Annotated in this window: 19 protein-coding genes; 14 read left to right on the forward strand and 5 right to left on the reverse strand. The window is 35.2% G+C overall.

Translation table 11 applies throughout. The features are described 5' to 3' along the window. Window positions 1-10 precede the first annotated feature (10 nt). Together MTZ49_RS09250 and MTZ49_RS09255 are read left to right on the forward strand one after the other, a co-directional pair. Window positions 11-856, forward strand: a complete 846-nt coding sequence (locus MTZ49_RS09250) for a hypothetical protein (RefSeq protein ID WP_264745266.1) — start codon at window positions 11-13, stop codon at window positions 854-856. Between the two features lie 137 nt (window positions 857-993). Beyond that, window positions 994-1,476 carry a tetratricopeptide repeat protein gene (locus MTZ49_RS09255; RefSeq protein WP_264745267.1) on the forward strand — a complete coding sequence of 161 codons (483 nt, stop codon included), beginning with the start codon at window positions 994-996 and terminating at the stop codon, window positions 1,474-1,476. Window positions 1,477-1,693: 217 nt separating this feature from the next. Here MTZ49_RS09255 and MTZ49_RS09260 read toward each other — a convergent pair whose 3' ends face one another. Both MTZ49_RS09260 and MTZ49_RS09265 read right to left on the reverse strand, forming a co-directional pair. Next, window positions 1,694-2,149 (reverse strand): OST-HTH/LOTUS domain-containing protein, encoded by a 456-nt coding sequence (locus tag MTZ49_RS09260; protein WP_264745268.1) that lies wholly within the window; start codon window positions 2,147-2,149, stop codon window positions 1,694-1,696. Window positions 2,150-2,779: 630 nt separating this feature from the next. Next, window positions 2,780-3,421 carry a toxin-antitoxin system YwqK family antitoxin gene (locus tag MTZ49_RS09265; RefSeq protein ID WP_264745269.1) on the reverse strand — a complete coding sequence of 214 codons (642 nt, stop codon included), beginning with the start codon at window positions 3,419-3,421 and terminating at the stop codon, window positions 2,780-2,782. A 139-nt stretch (window positions 3,422-3,560) separates the two neighbouring features. Here MTZ49_RS09265 and MTZ49_RS09270 point away from each other — a divergent pair, with 139 nt between their 5' ends. From MTZ49_RS09270 to MTZ49_RS09305, 8 genes are all read left to right on the forward strand, one after another. Then, window positions 3,561-4,202, forward strand: coding sequence for a toxin-antitoxin system YwqK family antitoxin (locus MTZ49_RS09270; protein ID WP_264745270.1), 642 nt, complete (start codon window positions 3,561-3,563; stop codon window positions 4,200-4,202). 217 nt (window positions 4,203-4,419) lie between these two features. Then, on the forward strand, window positions 4,420-4,791 hold the full coding sequence (locus tag MTZ49_RS09275; protein ID WP_264745271.1) for a hypothetical protein: 372 nt from the start codon (window positions 4,420-4,422) through the stop codon (window positions 4,789-4,791). A 155-nt stretch (window positions 4,792-4,946) separates the two neighbouring features. Next, window positions 4,947-5,411 (forward strand): DUF3592 domain-containing protein, encoded by a 465-nt coding sequence (locus MTZ49_RS09280; RefSeq protein WP_264745272.1) that lies wholly within the window; start codon window positions 4,947-4,949, stop codon window positions 5,409-5,411. A 75-nt stretch (window positions 5,412-5,486) separates the two neighbouring features. Next, window positions 5,487-5,735: a hypothetical protein gene (locus tag MTZ49_RS09285; protein ID WP_264745273.1), complete on the forward strand. Its 249-nt coding sequence runs from the start codon at window positions 5,487-5,489 to the stop codon at window positions 5,733-5,735. Beyond that, on the forward strand, window positions 5,735-5,974 hold the full coding sequence (locus tag MTZ49_RS09290) for a hypothetical protein (RefSeq protein ID WP_264745274.1): 240 nt from the start codon (window positions 5,735-5,737) through the stop codon (window positions 5,972-5,974). Before MTZ49_RS09285 ends, MTZ49_RS09290 begins: the two co-directional genes overlap by 1 nt. A gap of 4 nt (window positions 5,975-5,978) precedes the next feature. Further along, the gene (locus MTZ49_RS09295; protein WP_264745275.1) at window positions 5,979-7,538 is read left to right on the forward strand and encodes a portal protein; all 1,560 of its coding nucleotides are present in this window, start codon (window positions 5,979-5,981) and stop codon (window positions 7,536-7,538) included. 11 nt (window positions 7,539-7,549) lie between these two features. Beyond that, window positions 7,550-7,774 carry a hypothetical protein gene (locus MTZ49_RS09300; protein ID WP_264745276.1) on the forward strand — a complete coding sequence of 75 codons (225 nt, stop codon included), beginning with the start codon at window positions 7,550-7,552 and terminating at the stop codon, window positions 7,772-7,774. Next, window positions 7,764-8,552, forward strand: coding sequence for a hypothetical protein (locus MTZ49_RS09305; RefSeq protein WP_264745277.1), 789 nt, complete (start codon window positions 7,764-7,766; stop codon window positions 8,550-8,552). The genes MTZ49_RS09300 and MTZ49_RS09305 overlap by 11 nt, the downstream gene beginning before the upstream one ends. 88 nt (window positions 8,553-8,640) lie before the next feature. On the opposite strand, the gene MTZ49_RS09310 is transcribed toward MTZ49_RS09305, so the two are convergent. Continuing rightward, the gene (locus MTZ49_RS09310; protein WP_264745278.1) at window positions 8,641-9,663 is read right to left on the reverse strand and encodes a toxin-antitoxin system YwqK family antitoxin; all 1,023 of its coding nucleotides are present in this window, start codon (window positions 9,661-9,663) and stop codon (window positions 8,641-8,643) included. Window positions 9,664-9,813: 150 nt separating this feature from the next. Here MTZ49_RS09310 and MTZ49_RS09315 point away from each other — a divergent pair, with 150 nt between their 5' ends. Both MTZ49_RS09315 and arsB read left to right on the forward strand, forming a co-directional pair. Next, window positions 9,814-10,119 carry an ArsR/SmtB family transcription factor gene (locus MTZ49_RS09315; protein ID WP_264745279.1) on the forward strand — a complete coding sequence of 102 codons (306 nt, stop codon included), beginning with the start codon at window positions 9,814-9,816 and terminating at the stop codon, window positions 10,117-10,119. Between the two features lie 82 nt (window positions 10,120-10,201). Further along, a complete protein-coding gene (gene arsB, locus MTZ49_RS09320; RefSeq protein ID WP_264745280.1) occupies window positions 10,202-11,251 on the forward strand; it encodes an ACR3 family arsenite efflux transporter in 1,050 nt (349 codons plus the stop codon). Window positions 11,252-11,307: 56 nt separating this feature from the next. Here arsB and MTZ49_RS09325 read toward each other — a convergent pair whose 3' ends face one another. After that, window positions 11,308-11,772: a DUF2388 domain-containing protein gene (locus MTZ49_RS09325; RefSeq protein WP_264745281.1), complete on the reverse strand. Its 465-nt coding sequence runs from the start codon at window positions 11,770-11,772 to the stop codon at window positions 11,308-11,310. A 225-nt stretch (window positions 11,773-11,997) separates the two neighbouring features. On the opposite strand from MTZ49_RS09325, the gene MTZ49_RS09330 reads away from it, so the two are divergent. Together MTZ49_RS09330 and acnA are read left to right on the forward strand one after the other, a co-directional pair. Next, entirely contained in the window at window positions 11,998-12,645 is a 648-nt protein-coding gene (locus tag MTZ49_RS09330) for a hypothetical protein (RefSeq protein ID WP_264745282.1), read from the forward strand. A gap of 229 nt (window positions 12,646-12,874) precedes the next feature. After that, window positions 12,875-15,577, forward strand: a complete 2,703-nt coding sequence (acnA, locus tag MTZ49_RS09335; protein ID WP_264745283.1) for an aconitate hydratase AcnA — start codon at window positions 12,875-12,877, stop codon at window positions 15,575-15,577. Window positions 15,578-15,626: 49 nt separating this feature from the next. Here acnA and MTZ49_RS09340 read toward each other — a convergent pair whose 3' ends face one another. Continuing rightward, window positions 15,627-15,956, reverse strand: coding sequence for a TIGR04076 family protein (locus tag MTZ49_RS09340; RefSeq protein WP_264745284.1), 330 nt, complete (start codon window positions 15,954-15,956; stop codon window positions 15,627-15,629). Between the last annotated feature and the right edge of the window lie 69 nt (window positions 15,957-16,025).

Here is a 16,025-nt window from a genome sequence, read left to right on the forward strand (position 1 = left end):
ATTTTAATAGATGATTAACAGTCGTAAACAGTCCATTTTGTGGTTGATAGCGTTAATAGGATTAATTATAGGAATTAGTTATTTAACGGTGTATTTAATAACAACTCCTTATCAATTAATAACTAATGGTGCATTAGTTAGCTGTTTGGTGACAGGTGTTTTACTGTTATCACTGTTTGCACGTATACAAAATGGTGAGTATGCCTATCCACGATGGTGTGTTTTTATTATTGTCATATTACTAACTATTTGTGGTCAGCTATTATTAAAGTATTGGGATCCATTATTTATAGATGTAGTAGGGCGTAAACGTTATTGGTCAATAATGGCAGAGCCAAGTCGTATTTATTACATAACCAGTTGGGCATTATTAGCAATTTTATTACTGATAGCAACTTGTTGGCTGTTATTAAGACTCACTAAACGCTTTGTGGTATTTGGCTTTTATGAACTTTCACCAGTAGCCATACTAGTAGGTTTTAGTGCTTGGATGATTGGTTTAGATAGCTATCTAAATCCCTCTCTATTAAAAACCTTAAGCATTGATTTGGCTGGTCTATTAAGTATTACCAATGAAAATATAATGCAGTGGCTATATAGAGGATTAATCGCTATTTTTATTTTAATCAAAATAGTGATTGCTATACTTTATCAGAAAAAGTGGTTAGAAAAAGTACAACGGCTATTATGGATTAGTATTACTATTTGGCTGGTTATGTTATTAGCTAATATGGCGCTAATAGCACTAACAAATTTATTTATTAGTTATATTGGTATTGCTGGTATTATAATAAGCTATTATGTATTAGTAGCTATGGTTACTGTGTTAATATTTCAATTATTTTTAAAGGAATAAGTTATTAAAGAATTTTTATAAATAAAATAAATTTATATTAGTTCAATAACTTGGTTTTATAGCAAAACTTTATAAAAGATTATTTATTTGCTTTTTAGGCAATTAATTTTATAAGTTTGTATTAAGGGGAAAGGCAAATGAATAGTATTGTGTCTATTACAGACATTATGACAAAAGCGCAGTATTGCCATAGTCAACAAAACAGTAAACAAGCATTGCAATATTACTTACAAGAAGCAGATAAAGGAAATGCAGATGCTATGTTTAGCATTGCTTGCATCTATCGTTATAGTGATGATGTTAAACGAGATTGTGGGCAAGCATTACAGTGGTTTCAAAAGGCTGCTGATAATGGTGTTATAGAAGCACTGTATGAAGCAGGACTAATTCTTGTGGATGAAAAAGACTATCAACAAGCATTCAATTATTTTTTAAAAGCGGCTGATCAAAATAATATCAATGCCATGTTTGAGATTGCTCACTTGTATCTAAATGGTGAGGGTGTGCAAGAAGATCAGCAGCAAGCAAAAATATGGTTTAAAAAAGCAGCTGAGTTAGGGCATGAAGGGGCACAAGAGGAATTAGATAGAATGCAGATTTTTAAGTTACTTAATAAGTAAGACTTTGTCTAATTAACAAGTTGTATTAGCTCAGATTTGAGCTGCTACTTGTGTGGCTTAGAGTCACGCTTAATCTGACAGGCTGCTTTGTGCCAATAAATAGCGGACATTTTTTTGATATTAGCTCCATATAAATAAGTTGTAATTACATACATTTATTACCCAAAGAATTGTTCTCATTTGTTACATGCGTTCTCTGATGGACACGTATTGATAGTTATTTTGTATGGCTACAATACCATATTCTAGATTGATGATCATTGGTGGACTTTTTACGAATCTCAAATTGTTTAGACTCATGAAGTACATGACGCCAACTGCTACAACCGTATCTCTTAGGTAAGTGATCCGCTCCGTGTTGTTTGATATATTCAATAGCACATTGCAAAGATGTCCATCCATCTTGACTTAGTTTGGCTTCTGCATCTTTTAGCAAAGCTACAATGGTACTACGCTCCCATCGGACACCTTCCCCATTTGGTAAAATCCCATGAAAAAAATCTTGTATCACAGGTGCTTTTATAAACTCACTTGCTAAGTCTCTTGTATCGGAAAATGATTCTAGTAGTTGATGGAATGGATGGATATGTCGATCAAAACGTTGAGAACAATCATCTAGGTAACTAGCAGCCAACTGATAGTCTTCTTTTGATGAGAGAGGATGTTGTTCCAAAAAACAGTGTACCAGCTCATTACGTAATTTGACTAATTCTTCTAATTCTGTGGTAAAGCTTTTATGATATTCAGGAGACAGTTCAAGCTTATACGCTATGTGAATATGAGGCTGGTCTAGATCATCAGGTACATCGTCATCCTCCGTTGAGTTAGCTGATGTCTGATCTAGAAGGACATTACTTATGAATTCATTTGTGATTTTCCCTAGAGTCTTTGTAGAAAAATAGTTCTCTCTAGTTTCTTTTATTGATTGAATATCACTCAGTAGTCCTTTAATTTCGCAATTAGAAACACATCTTTTCATGACATGTTCATAGCTTTGAAAACGCAGGAGAAGCCTCCCATACTTTTGCTCAAAAACATTCTTCATTTCAGCAAGATCTTGCGTTTTAATAGTATTAGGGTTGTTCTCTATCATACCTGTATCGTTTATCCTATACGTAGTGTGTGTAACTATCTCTTAAAATAAGACGAGAAAATGCTGCTATAACTTAAGAGGAAATTACTTTGATAAAATATCTTTATAGCTTTGTCAGGGATGGTTTGGAGTAGCACAAATAAGTCCATTGATAAGTATAACAATAGCCAGCTAAGTTTTTTAATTATTATAACTTAGCTGGTGAGTTAATTACTGAGCAGTAAAAGCATCTTTGCTAAGATTAATAGGTTTGCCATTAGCATCTTCTGCTGAGATAACCTTTCCTTGATCAAAGGTTGCTTTAAAACGTATAGGGCCATTTTGTTGCCAAATTCTCCACTCACCTTCTTCTTTACCTGCTAGGTATTGTCCTTCAATATATTTGCTACCATCTTCATACCAGAGATTTGCTTTACCATTGGCTAGGTCATTTTCAAAGCGCATTTCTGACCATTTAATACCTTGCTCTGTCCATTCTGTAAAAGTGCCTTGGCGTTTACCTACAATAAAATGTCCTGAGCCTGCTTTTTGGCCATTTCTATACCATTGCACAAAAAATCCATCAATGCTTAATGGATCAATAGCTGTAAGGTCTTCTTTATTATGAATAATAAAAGGATCTGTCTGCTTAGTTTTGCCATCAACAAAAAAATTCTGCACTAAATAACCATTGGATTGAATTTTTAATAGCTGGCGGTAGCTACCTGTAGGTGAGGGTTTAGTGATGTTATTACCGCGTTCATCAAAATAAGCAATAGTAGTATTTTCAACTAGTTTAGGTGTTTGAGTACAGGCTGATATAAGCAAGGCAATACAGCCAAAAACAATAAAACGAGAGAATATAGTTATCATAGTTAATTTTCCATTTATGCACACCTTGGTTGACTTATGCTAACAGAAAAGGTTGAGTAAATTAAAGAATTAGTGGAGAAGGGTTGCGTAAAATTAGTTATACTTCAATATAAAATTTAGTTGAGTGACAGGGTATAGAGTGAAAAACACTTTATTAGTTATATTATTTTTGTTGAGTTTAACTAGCTTTGCTACTGCACAGACCGCCTTGATTAATCAGGCAGATTCTGTAGCAGATAATACCTTGCAAGAAGGTAAGATTATTGCCTATTACAATGAAGATTGGCAACAAGTGCCAGCTAATGGAAAGGTATCTTACTATCGTAAATTGATCTCTACCGATGGCAATAAAGGTTATTGGATACAAGACTTTTATGCAGATACTCATACCAAGCAAATGGATTCTGTTTTAGTTGCCAATAAGGCTAGTATTTTACAGGGACATATTATACCCAATGAGGGTAAGGTAGTGGTATGGTTCAAGGATGGTCTTAAAAAAGAGCAAAGTGAATATAAAAATGGCCAAATACAGTCCATTATAAAGTGGCATAGAAATGGTCAAAGAGGATTAGAAGGTTATTATCAACAAGGCGAAAGAAACGGAGTTTGGACGGGTTGGTATCAAAATGGTAATAAACATTGGCAGGGTAGTTTTGAAAGGGGAAAACGTCAAGGTTTGTGGACACTATGGTCAATTAAAGGTAATAAAGAGCGAGAAATGCAGTTTCAGCAAGGAGAAAAAATAGCCCAGTGGAGTAGTTTTGATGAGGATAATAAATAAGCTTATTAATAGTGTATTTTTAAGTAATGTTTATATTTCTTGGGGATATTTTAAATAGTTTTTTTACTACTGCTTTTCATATATTAATTATCCAATATATTTTACATGTAATTATTGTAATTTACACATGTAAAATATATAATTTGTAATATGTTTAATATTTATTGCTTTCTAGAGTAAAAATGTACAGAGAATAGAAAGTTTTATTAGGAGGTATATGATGGGATTAATATTTGTTGTTATTATGTTTGCAATTATTGGTGCTATTGCTAGTGCAGTAAACGCTTTAGCTGTTCATTGGGCCGCAGCATTAGCTGAAGCTGAATATCCTGATTATAAAGAAACTTTTATTACCATTTTTTGGGGATATATGGTTTTCTTTCTGGTTATGACTGTGCTCACAGTAGTTAAAATGCACAATGGTTTGTTTATGATTTTGATTTGGCTAGGTATTATCGGTTGGGTTATGTATACACTAGTTAATAAATTAGGAATAGAAGGTAATAAAAATATTGTTATTTTTGTTGGGATGTCTTTCTTCTTTAATGTAATGATCAGTTTTGTAATAAGTTTATTTATGCCCCGTTGATTTGATATAAAAAGAGTATGAGAAATTTATAACGATTGTTTATAGAGCAAGATAAAAAGTTTAATAAGAAGGTAGGATTACACAACGAGAGTGAAAGTGTAATGAATTCATGCATGCATTGGGTATCATAAGAAAGTAAGGAGTGAGCAGGTAGGATGAAAACAAGGGTAAGCCATCTTTTAAAAGCAGTTGGTATTTTGTTTATTATAGTCGCTATTGTGTCGTTGTTTATTACTAAACCAATGCGTTTTTCTAGTTTTGAGCAAAGAAAACTGTATGAAAGTAGTACATACCAACATTTGGAAAAAGCAGGGATAGCAACTAAGGCTGTGGTATCTGCTGTTATTAGCGAGCCAGAGTCAGCTACTAATTTATTGGTAAAGTTTTTTACTCAAGAAGGCAAAAGTTCAGAAGCCTATATCTTGTTAACTAAGGTATCTTACAATGAAGGTGACCTTGTTAATATAGTATACAATCCAGAAAATACTCAACAAGCTAGAATAGCACCTAACGAAGAAATGGAGCTAAATTGGTCACTATTTGGGTGGTGTATGGTAATAGGGGGTATACTCTTTTGGGTGGGAAGTTTCCGTCATAAAGTATCTGGTGGATTGGAATAAATAACTTATTGATGACAGTTGGAAAACCAACCTGTTAGTTAATACACACTAAAACCCTCACAAGAGGGTTTTTTTATGTCTACATATCAAGCAAAACATAAAGCACGAGGTCGTTATGGTGTGCTTACTCCTAGTAATCAATGGTTAGCAGACTTTTTAGGGTCAAAAGAGCAAGCCATTGCCAAAGCAGAACAACTAAATCAACAAATTCAATCTGATAACCAACCAAAGGTTGTGAAAGCAACCAAACCAATGGTTTCTAATAAAGCTCGCAAATTCCATTTTACCCTGACAAAAGAGGGTTGGTTAAATACAGGAGAATAATGATGGGTAGTGCCAAAAAAGCATTAAAAAAAGCAGCGGGATTAGTCGGTTTAGGTGGTGGCCCAGAAGCACCTAAGGTAGTACAACGTGATCCACAACAAGAGGCTGAGGAGGCGGCTAATAAAGCAGCTGAAAAAGCCAATATCGAACTTGCCCAAAAGAAAAAACAACGTAGAGCGAATAGTTTACTGTCTACTGGTGGAGAAAAAGGTAACGCTAAACAGACATTAGGCGGCTAACACAATGGAAAATTTAGCAAATAAAATCAGTAGTCGCTTAGAGACACTAAGATCACTACGTAAACCCCATGAGCAGGTATGGAAGGAGTGTTTTGATTTTTCTTTTCCTGTACGTGGCACAGGTTTTAATAGTGAAGTAGTTAGTTCTGCTACGATTCAACGTAAGAAATCACAGCTATTGGATTCCACCTTAACTGATGCAGCACGCACTCAAGCCAGTGCCATTATTAGTGGCCTTACGCCTGCTAATTCACGTTGGTTTGGTTTAGATGTAGACCATGCAACAGACGAAGAAAAACGCTGGTTAGATGAGTCAGCCGATGTGTTGTGGCGTAATATTCACAACTCTAATTTCGACTCGGCCGCCTATGAAGGCAATCTGGATTTAATGAGTGCAGGTTGGTTTGCTTTATATGTAGACAGTGATCGAGAAAAGGGTGGTTTTACTTTCCAGTTATGGCCCATTGCCAGTGTTTATTGTGATAGCAGTCGTGCTGATGAACAAATAGATATTGTTTATCGTTGCTATGAGTTAACAGCAGAGCAAGCGGTTAATGAGTTTGGCGAAGCCTTATCAGAAAAAGTAAGAAAACAAGCTGAACGTGATCCGAGTAGCAAAATTAAATTTGTACATGCTATTTATCCGCGTAAAGGTGGTAAGCAAGGGGATGTGGCTAAAAAATTACCGATTGCTTCCGTGCATGTGGACTTAGATAACAAACTTATTGTACGTGAGAGTGGCTATAACGAAATGCCTGTAGTAGTACCCCGTTGGATGCAAATTCCACAGAGTGTGTATGCCATTGGCCCTGTTTCTGATGCACTGCCAGATGCTAAAACACTCAATGAAATTAAGCGTATGGAACTAGCTAACGCTGATTTGGCTATTAGTGGCATGTGGATTGCGCAAGATGATGGTGTATTAAATCCACGTACCATTACCGTTGGGCCACGTAAAGTGATTGTGGCAAATAGCGTTGACAGTATGCGACCGCTTCACAGTGGTGCTGACTTTAATGTTTCCTTTACTAAGTGTGAGCAACTACAGGCAGCTATTCGTAAAATTATGCTGGCGGATCAACTGCAACCACAAAATGGCCCTGCTATGACGGCTACTGAAGTGAATATGCGGCAGCAACTAATACGGCAATTATTAGGGCCAATTTATGGACGGATGCAAGCTGAATATCTACAACCGCTGGTAGAGCGTTGTTTTGGTATTGCTTTTCGCGCAGGTATTTTTTCAGAGACACCTGAATCTCTGCAAAATAAATACATCAGTATTAAATATGTTAGCCCAATGGCACGCGCGCAGAAGTTTGATGAAGTAACGGCTATTAGTAACTTTGTACAGATGACTATGCAAAACTCCCAGGTTAATCAAGAAGTGTTGGATAACATTGATTTTGACAAAGCCACTCGTTTTACAGGGGAGGCATTAGGTGTGCCTGCACAACTGATTCGTACTGAGCAAGAAGTGGCAGATTTAAGGCAACAGCGTATCGAAGCAGAGCAACAAGCCATGCAAGCACAGTTAGCACAACAAGTAATAGCGCAACATTAAACAGGTGAATAATGACTAAAACTGTGGATGAATTTGATTATCAGCGACTTTTTGAACAGACCGCAGGGGGCGAGGCTATTTTAGAAGACCTTGTGACACGTTTCTCATTGCCGCCTTCTTTTGATGAGCATAATGCAGAAATCAAAACCTACTACCGAGCAGGGCAACGTAGCGTTATTGATTTTATTCTTTCTCGAATTAACAGAGCCAATGGAGTATCCGAACATGATGAATAAACTAACTACGATCTATCAAAATGAAGCCTATAGTGATGATGCTTTAGGTGAAGCAATCAGTGCAGGTTCTGTATTAGCTGCAACTGATGTTGCACAACCAGAAGGTTTTTTACCAGAAAAATATCAAGTATTTAAGCAAGATGGTAGTGTCGACTTAGAGCAAAGTGCTAGAAAATTATCAGAAGGCTATAGCCATTTAGAAAGACGTTTAGGTACAGGCGATATTCCGCCCCGCTCAGTGGATGAATATAATGTTGATTTACATTCAGATCTGTATACTTTTGATGATTTTAAACAAGATCCAGAAAATCTTGAATTTTTAGGTAAAGCCCATGAACTGGGTATGACTCAAAAACAAGTAGAGTTTGTATTAGGCGAATATGCTAAACGGCTACCTGAGTTGGTGCAGGCGGGCAAAGAATTAAATATTGAAGAAGCCTATCAATCGCTAAGCCAAGTTTGGCAAGATGAAACAGCTTTTAATAATAACTTGCGTACTGCATACCAAGCCTTTCAGCGTTATGCTGCACCAGAAGATCTACAGCATATGGATCAAATTGGTAATAATCCTATAGTGATTAAAATACTGGCTAATATTGGCAAAACATTGCAAGAAGATGCTGGTATTGGTCGATCATTAGGCTTCCAACAACAAGATATTAAACAACTGATGGGTAGCGAAGCTTATCGCAATGCAAGTCATCCAGATCATAAGGCAACCCATGAGCGAGTAAAACGTTATTACGAATCCACTTATGGTAATCAACCGATTGCTTAAAACTAATAGACTTAAGCATTTTAAAACCCCAGCTAGACTGGGGATTTTTTTGTCATTCTGCTTTATTTAATTTGGACAATTATGCTTATTAATCCAATGGTTTTAAAGTATTATTAGGTATATCATTATCATAGTACAAAAGTGTTGCTTGTTTATCCTCTTTATCCCAATAACTCCATTTATCTTCTTTTTTATTATTTATATAAGTACCCTGTTTTTTCCCTTCTTGGTAATAGTATTGATCAGTTATCTTTCCATTAGAATAATTCTGTTGTAAGCCATGTTTTGTTCCTTTTTTATAAGAAACAATTGATGCTAGTGAACCATCTTGTTGCCATTCTATAGTGCGACCATCAAGTACACCTTGTTTGTATTGGTATTCTTTGTGTTTATTACCATTCTGATACCAAATAGTTTGAGTACCATGGGGCAAACTATTTATATAGTGTTGTTCACTATATTTTTTACCATTTGAATACCATGTTGTAGCTACACCATTTAAAAAACCTTTGTGATGAGGTGCTTCATAACGTTTTCTGCCCTGATCGTCATAACAAATCATGTCCCATTCATATTGATTATCTTGATAAGTAACTTTACAGATATCATATTCTGTATCAGGAATAATCCATTCTCCAATGGGTTGGTCGTTTTTATAATATCCTTGTTGAGTTATTTTGTCGTTTTTTGTCCATACCCATAAGCTTTCTTTTTTACCCTGTTGATACTGCCCAAAGTTTTTGATAATAGTATTGGATGGACTGTTATATTGAATAGAACTATATAAGCCATTAAAAGATGTCATTTTATCGAATGGTAATGTTAATTCATTAATGTCTGATAGTATGATGGTTGTTACTGTGTATGTATATTCTATAAGGTAGTTTTTAATATCAGTTATATTCAGTGAATGATCTTCAATAATAAATTTATCGCTAGCATCTTGTTTTATAAAATAGCGTATTGTTCTTGTATTTTGTGGCCCATCAAAATAGCCAATAATATTTTTAGACTCCAATTGAGTTGAATGAATTGCATTTTCAGCATATGAATTATTGATGCTGAAAAGACTGAGTAGGGTATAAATCCAAAAGAATATTTTTCTAAGCATAATGAATGTCTGGTTATACAGGTATTGGTAGATATTATCACAAGACTAGGAAAAATATTTATCTTATAAAAGTAGAATGAGTATTATTTGACATATTAGTTTTATAGTTTAATATTTCAACTATGATTGAAATATTGTGGTGATTAACTAATGAATACTAATGAAGCAGCTAAATATTTTGAATGTTTATCATCCTCTATTCGATTAGATATTTTTAGCCTATTGATTCGTTATGGAAAAGATGGGCGTGTGGCAGGGGATATTGCTAGTGAGTTAGATTTACCTGCTTCTAACTTATCTTTTCATTTAAAAGCGTTAATGCATTGTCAGCTTATTGTTGTAGAACAAGAAGGGCGGTTTTTACGTTATAGGGCTAATTTACCTTTAATGAAAGAGTTAGCAGGTTTTTTAACTAAGCAATGTTGTATCACACAATCAAAAAATTCTGCATGTTAGGTTAGTAGTTTGTTATTTATTTAGGTATTTAACCATTATTTCAATATTTCATTGATAATTGAAATAATTAAGTGAGTCGATTATGGGTTGTCCATCAGATACAAAAGTTAGGCGTTTATCATTTCTCGATCGTTATTTAACCCTATGGATTTTTACAGCAATGGTCGTAGGGGTTATTTTAGGAAGTCTTTTTACTACCTTGCCGAATCAGTTAAATTCACTCTCTGTTGGTTCTACTAATATTCCTATTGCTATTGGTTTAATCCTAATGATGTATCCTCCCTTAGCAAAGGTACGTTATGAAGAGCTGCCTAATGTTTTTTCTGATAAAAAAATATTGCTATTGTCTCTTATTCAGAATTGGCTAGTAGGTCCTGCTTTAATGTTTATTCTAGCTGTAATCTTTTTAAGGGATTATCCAGAGTACATGACAGGAGTAATTTTAATAGGATTAGCGCGTTGTATTGCGATGGTATTGGTTTGGAATCAACTGGCAGAGGGAGATAACCAATACGTAGCAGCATTAGTAGCATTTAACTCTATTTTCCAGATTGTGTTTTTTAGTGCCTTTGCTTGGTTCTATTTATCATTTTTACCCCCTTTATTTGGCTTATCAGGTAGCGTGGTTAATATTAGTTTTATTACTGTGGCAGAAGCAGTTTTTATTTATTTAGGTATTCCATTTTTAGCAGGCTTTTTAACCCGTTATTTTTTACGAAAAATTAAAGGAGATGTTTGGTATCAAACAGTTTTCTTACCTAAAATCAGCCCTATTACATTAGTGGCATTACTTTTTACCATTGTATTAATGTTTAGCTTAAAAGGTGGGGAACTTGTTAAGTTACCATTAGATGCACTACGTATTGCCATACCTTTGGTTATTTATTTTCTATTAATGTTTATATTGAGTTTTATAATGGGTAAGTTAGCAAAGGAGAGTTATCCAAAAGTAACCGCTATGTCTTTTACGGCAGCCAGTAATAATTTTGAGTTGGCCATTGCTGTGGCTATTGTTGCTTTTGGTATTACATCACCTATTGCATTTGCAGCAGTGATAGGGCCATTAGTTGAAGTACCAGTACTTATTTTATTGGTTAATGTTGCCTTATGGATTAGGAAAAAGTACTTTTAGGTTTAGTATTAATAAGCTTTCTCATAGAATAAGAGAAAGCTTATTATTGATAGAAATTACCAAGTCAAAATAGCTTGTGCTAATTGGTTGTCATTGGCTTGAGAGGTTGGAATATCTTTTCTTAACTGTTGAATAGCTGCTTCTAAATAAGCACCACGTACTTCACCATTGGAAGCAATAAAAGTAGCTGCATCATTTTTAGCATTAACAATTAATTTTGACTTTTCATCTTTACCACTACTCATTTTACTGCTAACCGTTGGCATAATTGATGTCACCAATGTAAGACCTATTGAGTAAGCAGAAGAGCCAACATCTTCTTTCTTTTCTTTGGTGGTAGTTTCTACTTTATGAGTTGAGGTAGAATTTGTTGTTGTCTCTGGTTCTATAGTAGTGCCAGATTGGTTCGCTCCTGATTGTGGAACACTTGTCATAGTGGTTTCAGCCATAGTAATAGATGTACTAAAAACTAATGCTGTAAATAATGCAGTTAATGCATTATTTTTTTTGGTATGTAACATTTTAATAACCTTAAAAAGCTTGGTTGATAAGTTTATATTATGACATTATTGATCAATAAAAGAAATTAGGCGAATGTATAAGGGAAAAAGCAAATAGCTATTCTTGAATATAAAATCATTACAATATTAGACTTTAGTCTAAAAAACATAGTGTATTAATAGATAATACTGTAAAAGTAACGGTTTTTTTGTATTACTTTAGCTTGATGATTAGGGAGTTATATTGTGTCTAGTGATATTAAACGTTATTTTGAAATATTAGAACAATTAGTGGCTGATGAGTATCAGCTAGAAGAACAATCAGATAAGCAATTTTTAAACAGAGTAAAATGGTTTAGGTATGCAGAAACTTTTTGTATAACTTGTTTAACCATAGGTTTAGTGCTATGGGTATTTGTATGGTTACAAATACCCTGGTTAAAAGACATTGCAAGTTTCTTTCTGGCATTGGCTTTCTTATCTTTTGTGATGACTTTATTAGGTGTGTCACGCACCAAAAGCAGTGCGCTAAGTGTTGCTAAATATTGTGCTGAGGCTGATGATAAATATTTAAGTTTATTAATAAGTTTACCAAAGCAGACTTTAGAGCTGGGCTGCTTAGAGATTGAACACTGTCGTAATTGGTTTATAAAAGGTTTAGGTTCCTTGGCAGGGGTAGTTGATAAGGTGGGGCTGATTCCTAGTATGTTATCAGTAGCAGCATTATATGCGATTCCTGATAAAATACCTGAATGGGCAGCACCTTTGATCGTTGTGTGTTTCATACTCTATATAGTAGTTTCTTTGTTACAGCATCGTTTAATTCGTCTTGAAAGAATGGTGTCACTTACAAAGTTAGCATTAAAATTGAAAGAAAATAATAAGACAGAGTAATAAATTTATAGTGTTATCTAAGGTTTAAAAATAGTTAAAAGGTGTATATTTTGCTTAGTAGAGGAGTAAAAATCTTATACTAAAGCAAAATTTAATTGTTAGTCTTTTTCGCTTACTATTTATAACGATTTGAATATTTTAATAAACATATGAGATAAAAAGTTGTCTACATATGCACCATTCAGTTGTCTATAAAAAAGCAACGATAATAACTAGAAGGATAAATATTATGTCATCCTTAAATACCATGAAAAGCCTAACCACCTTAACGGTTGATAATAAAACTTACCATTACTATTCTCTGGCAGAAGCTGCTAAGCAGTTGGGCGATATTAGTAAATTACCTATATCGATGAAGGTTTTATTAGAAAACTTACTGCGCTGGGAAGATGGTAGTACCGTTACCAATGATGATGTTAAGGCATTAGCTAATTGGTTAAAAGATAGTCATTCCGATCATGAGATTCAATTTCATCCTGCCCGTGTGTTAATGCAGGATTTTACGGGTGTGCCAGCGGTAGTAGATTTGGCTGCTATGCGTTCTGCTATTGCCAGTGCTGGTGGGGATCCTAAAAAAATTAATCCACTTTGTCCTGTTGATTTAGTGATTGACCATTCAGTAATGGTTGATAAATATGCTTCACCAGAAGCTTTCCAAGAGAATGTTAAGATAGAAATGGAGCGTAATGGTGAGCGTTATAGTTTTTTACGCTGGGGGCAAAAAGCCTTTAACAATTTTAGAGTAGTACCGCCAGGTACAGGTATTTGTCACCAAGTGAATTTAGAATATTTAGGGCGTAGTGTATGGACTCAAGAATTAGCAGGAAAAACCTTTGCCTATCCAGATACGCTAGTGGGTACAGACTCTCATACCACCATGATTAATGGATTGGGTGTGTTAGGTTGGGGCGTTGGTGGCATTGAAGCTGAAGCAGCTATGTTAGGTCAGCCATTATCTATGCTCATTCCTGATGTGATTGGTTTTAAATTAGTAGGTAAATTAAGAGAAGGAATTACAGCCACTGATTTAGTATTAACCATTACCCAAATGCTTCGCCAAAAAGGTGTAGTAGGTAAGTTTGTAGAATTTTATGGTGACGGCCTAGCCTATTTACCTTTAGCAGATCGTGCCACCATTGGTAATATGGCACCTGAGTATGGTGCTACCTGTGGCTTTTTCCCTGTAGATGAAGTGACTATTGATTATTTAAAATTAACAGGCAGACCAGCAGATTCGATTAAATTAGTAGAAGCTTACTGTAAAGCTCAGGGGCTATGGCGTGAAGCAGGGCATGAGCCTAACTTTACAGATACTTTATTGTTGGATATGGGCGATGTTGAAGCAAGTCTAGCAGGGCCGAAACGTCCACAAGACCGTGTTGGTTTAGCCAATGTTGGTCATGTATTTGATGATTTTATAAAAGCCCAACCACAAAAAATCGCTTCAGATACAGGTACAATTGATAAAACAGATAGTGTTGATTATGTAGTGGGAGGCAAAGCAGAGCAATTAACAACAGGTGCGATAGTGATAGCAGCTATTACCTCTTGCACTAATACCTCTAATCCTAGTGTGATGATGGCCGCAGGGTTATTGGCTAAAAAGGCAGTAGAAAAAGGTTTGCAACGTAAACCTTGGGTAAAAAGTTCTTTAGCGCCTGGCTCCAAAGTAGTAACTGATTACTATAAGGCAGCAGGTTTAACCCCTTATTTAGATGCCTTAGGTTTTAACTTAGTAGGCTATGGCTGTACTACTTGTATTGGTAACTCAGGGCCTTTATTAGCTCCTATTGAAGAAGCCATTATTAAAAGTGATTTAACCGTTGCAGCCGTGCTTTCTGGTAATAGAAACTTTGAAGGGCGTATTCATCCGTTAGTAAAAACTAATTGGTTAGCTTCGCCACCTTTAGTAGTTGCTTATGCTTTAGCGGGTAATATCAATATAGATTTAACTAAGGATTCGTTAGGTAAAGATAAACAAGGTAATCCTGTTTACTTAAAAGATATTTGGCCTACTCAACAAGAAATAGCCGAAGCAGTTAAACAAGTTTCTAGTAGTTTATTTGATAAAGAATATGCCGAAGTGTTTGCAGGTGATGAAACATGGCAAGCGATTAAAGTTCCAGATTCTCATACTTATGAATGGCAAGCTTCTTCTAGCTATATTCAAGAACCACCTTTCTTTGATCATATTAAAGATGATTTACTTAAAATTGAGAATATTAAAGATGCTCGAGTATTAGCTGTCTTTGGTGATTCAATTACCACCGACCATATTTCCCCAGCAGGTAATATTAAAGCAACCAGTCCTGCAGGTTTATACTTAAAAGGGTTAGGTATTGAACCTAAAGACTTTAACTCTTATGGCTCGCGCCGTGGTAATCATGAAGTGATGATGCGCGGTACCTTTGCCAATATTCGTATTAAAAATGAAATGCTAGGGGGGGAAGAGGGTGGTTTAACCATTCATTATCCTGATGGTGCCAAGCAACCAATTTATGATGCAGCAATGCGTTATAAATTAGAGAAAGTACCCTTAATTGTAATTGCAGGTAAAGAGTATGGTAGTGGTTCATCCCGTGACTGGGCGGCTAAAGGTACTAACTTACTAGGTGTTAAGGCAGTTATTGCAGAAAGCTATGAACGTATTCATCGTTCAAACTTAGTAGGTATGGGCGTATTACCGTTACAGTTTGAAGAAGGGCAAAATCGTAAAACACTTAACTTAATAGGCGATGAGCTATTAACTATCAGTGGCTTGGAGGGCAAACAGTTAAAGCCACGTATGCCTTTAACATTACATATTAAACGTGCTGATGGCACTACTGCACAAGCTTCTGTGATTTGTCGTATCGATACCTTAAATGAAGTAGAATACTTTAAAGCTGGCGGTATTCTTCACTATGTATTAAGGCAGTTATTAGCCTCTTAAAAACAATAGCTAGTGAGTAGCTATAAACTACTTACTAGCTTAATAGATGTTATGAACTTGGTTTTGATACTTCATCCGTTGCCGTAATTTTAAAAATAACGGGTCGTAAACCATCATTACAGCTACAAATAGCAACCCCTGGTTTATCAATCCAATCACCATAATAGAAAATGTCACTGCCATGCGAAAGCGCAAACACATATTGGTACATTGCTTTCCATGCTTCATCACATAAACCTTGAGGCTTAGCAAAATCAGCTAAATAAGTATCACCTACATTATGCATAGGACATTTGCCTAAACCTTTACAGCCATATTCTTTTGCTAACTCTTCATCAAAGGTGGTTTTTAATACCTCAATTTTACATTTCTTCATCATAATGGCTTCCTCAGGTTGTTGTATTTTTATTGTACAATGTATGAGTATTTAAACAAGTATGCACCTTTT

Origin of the sequence: Entomomonas sp. E2T0 (assembly GCF_025985425.1) — a bacterium.
Classification (GTDB): Bacteria; Pseudomonadota; Gammaproteobacteria; order Pseudomonadales; family Pseudomonadaceae; genus Entomomonas.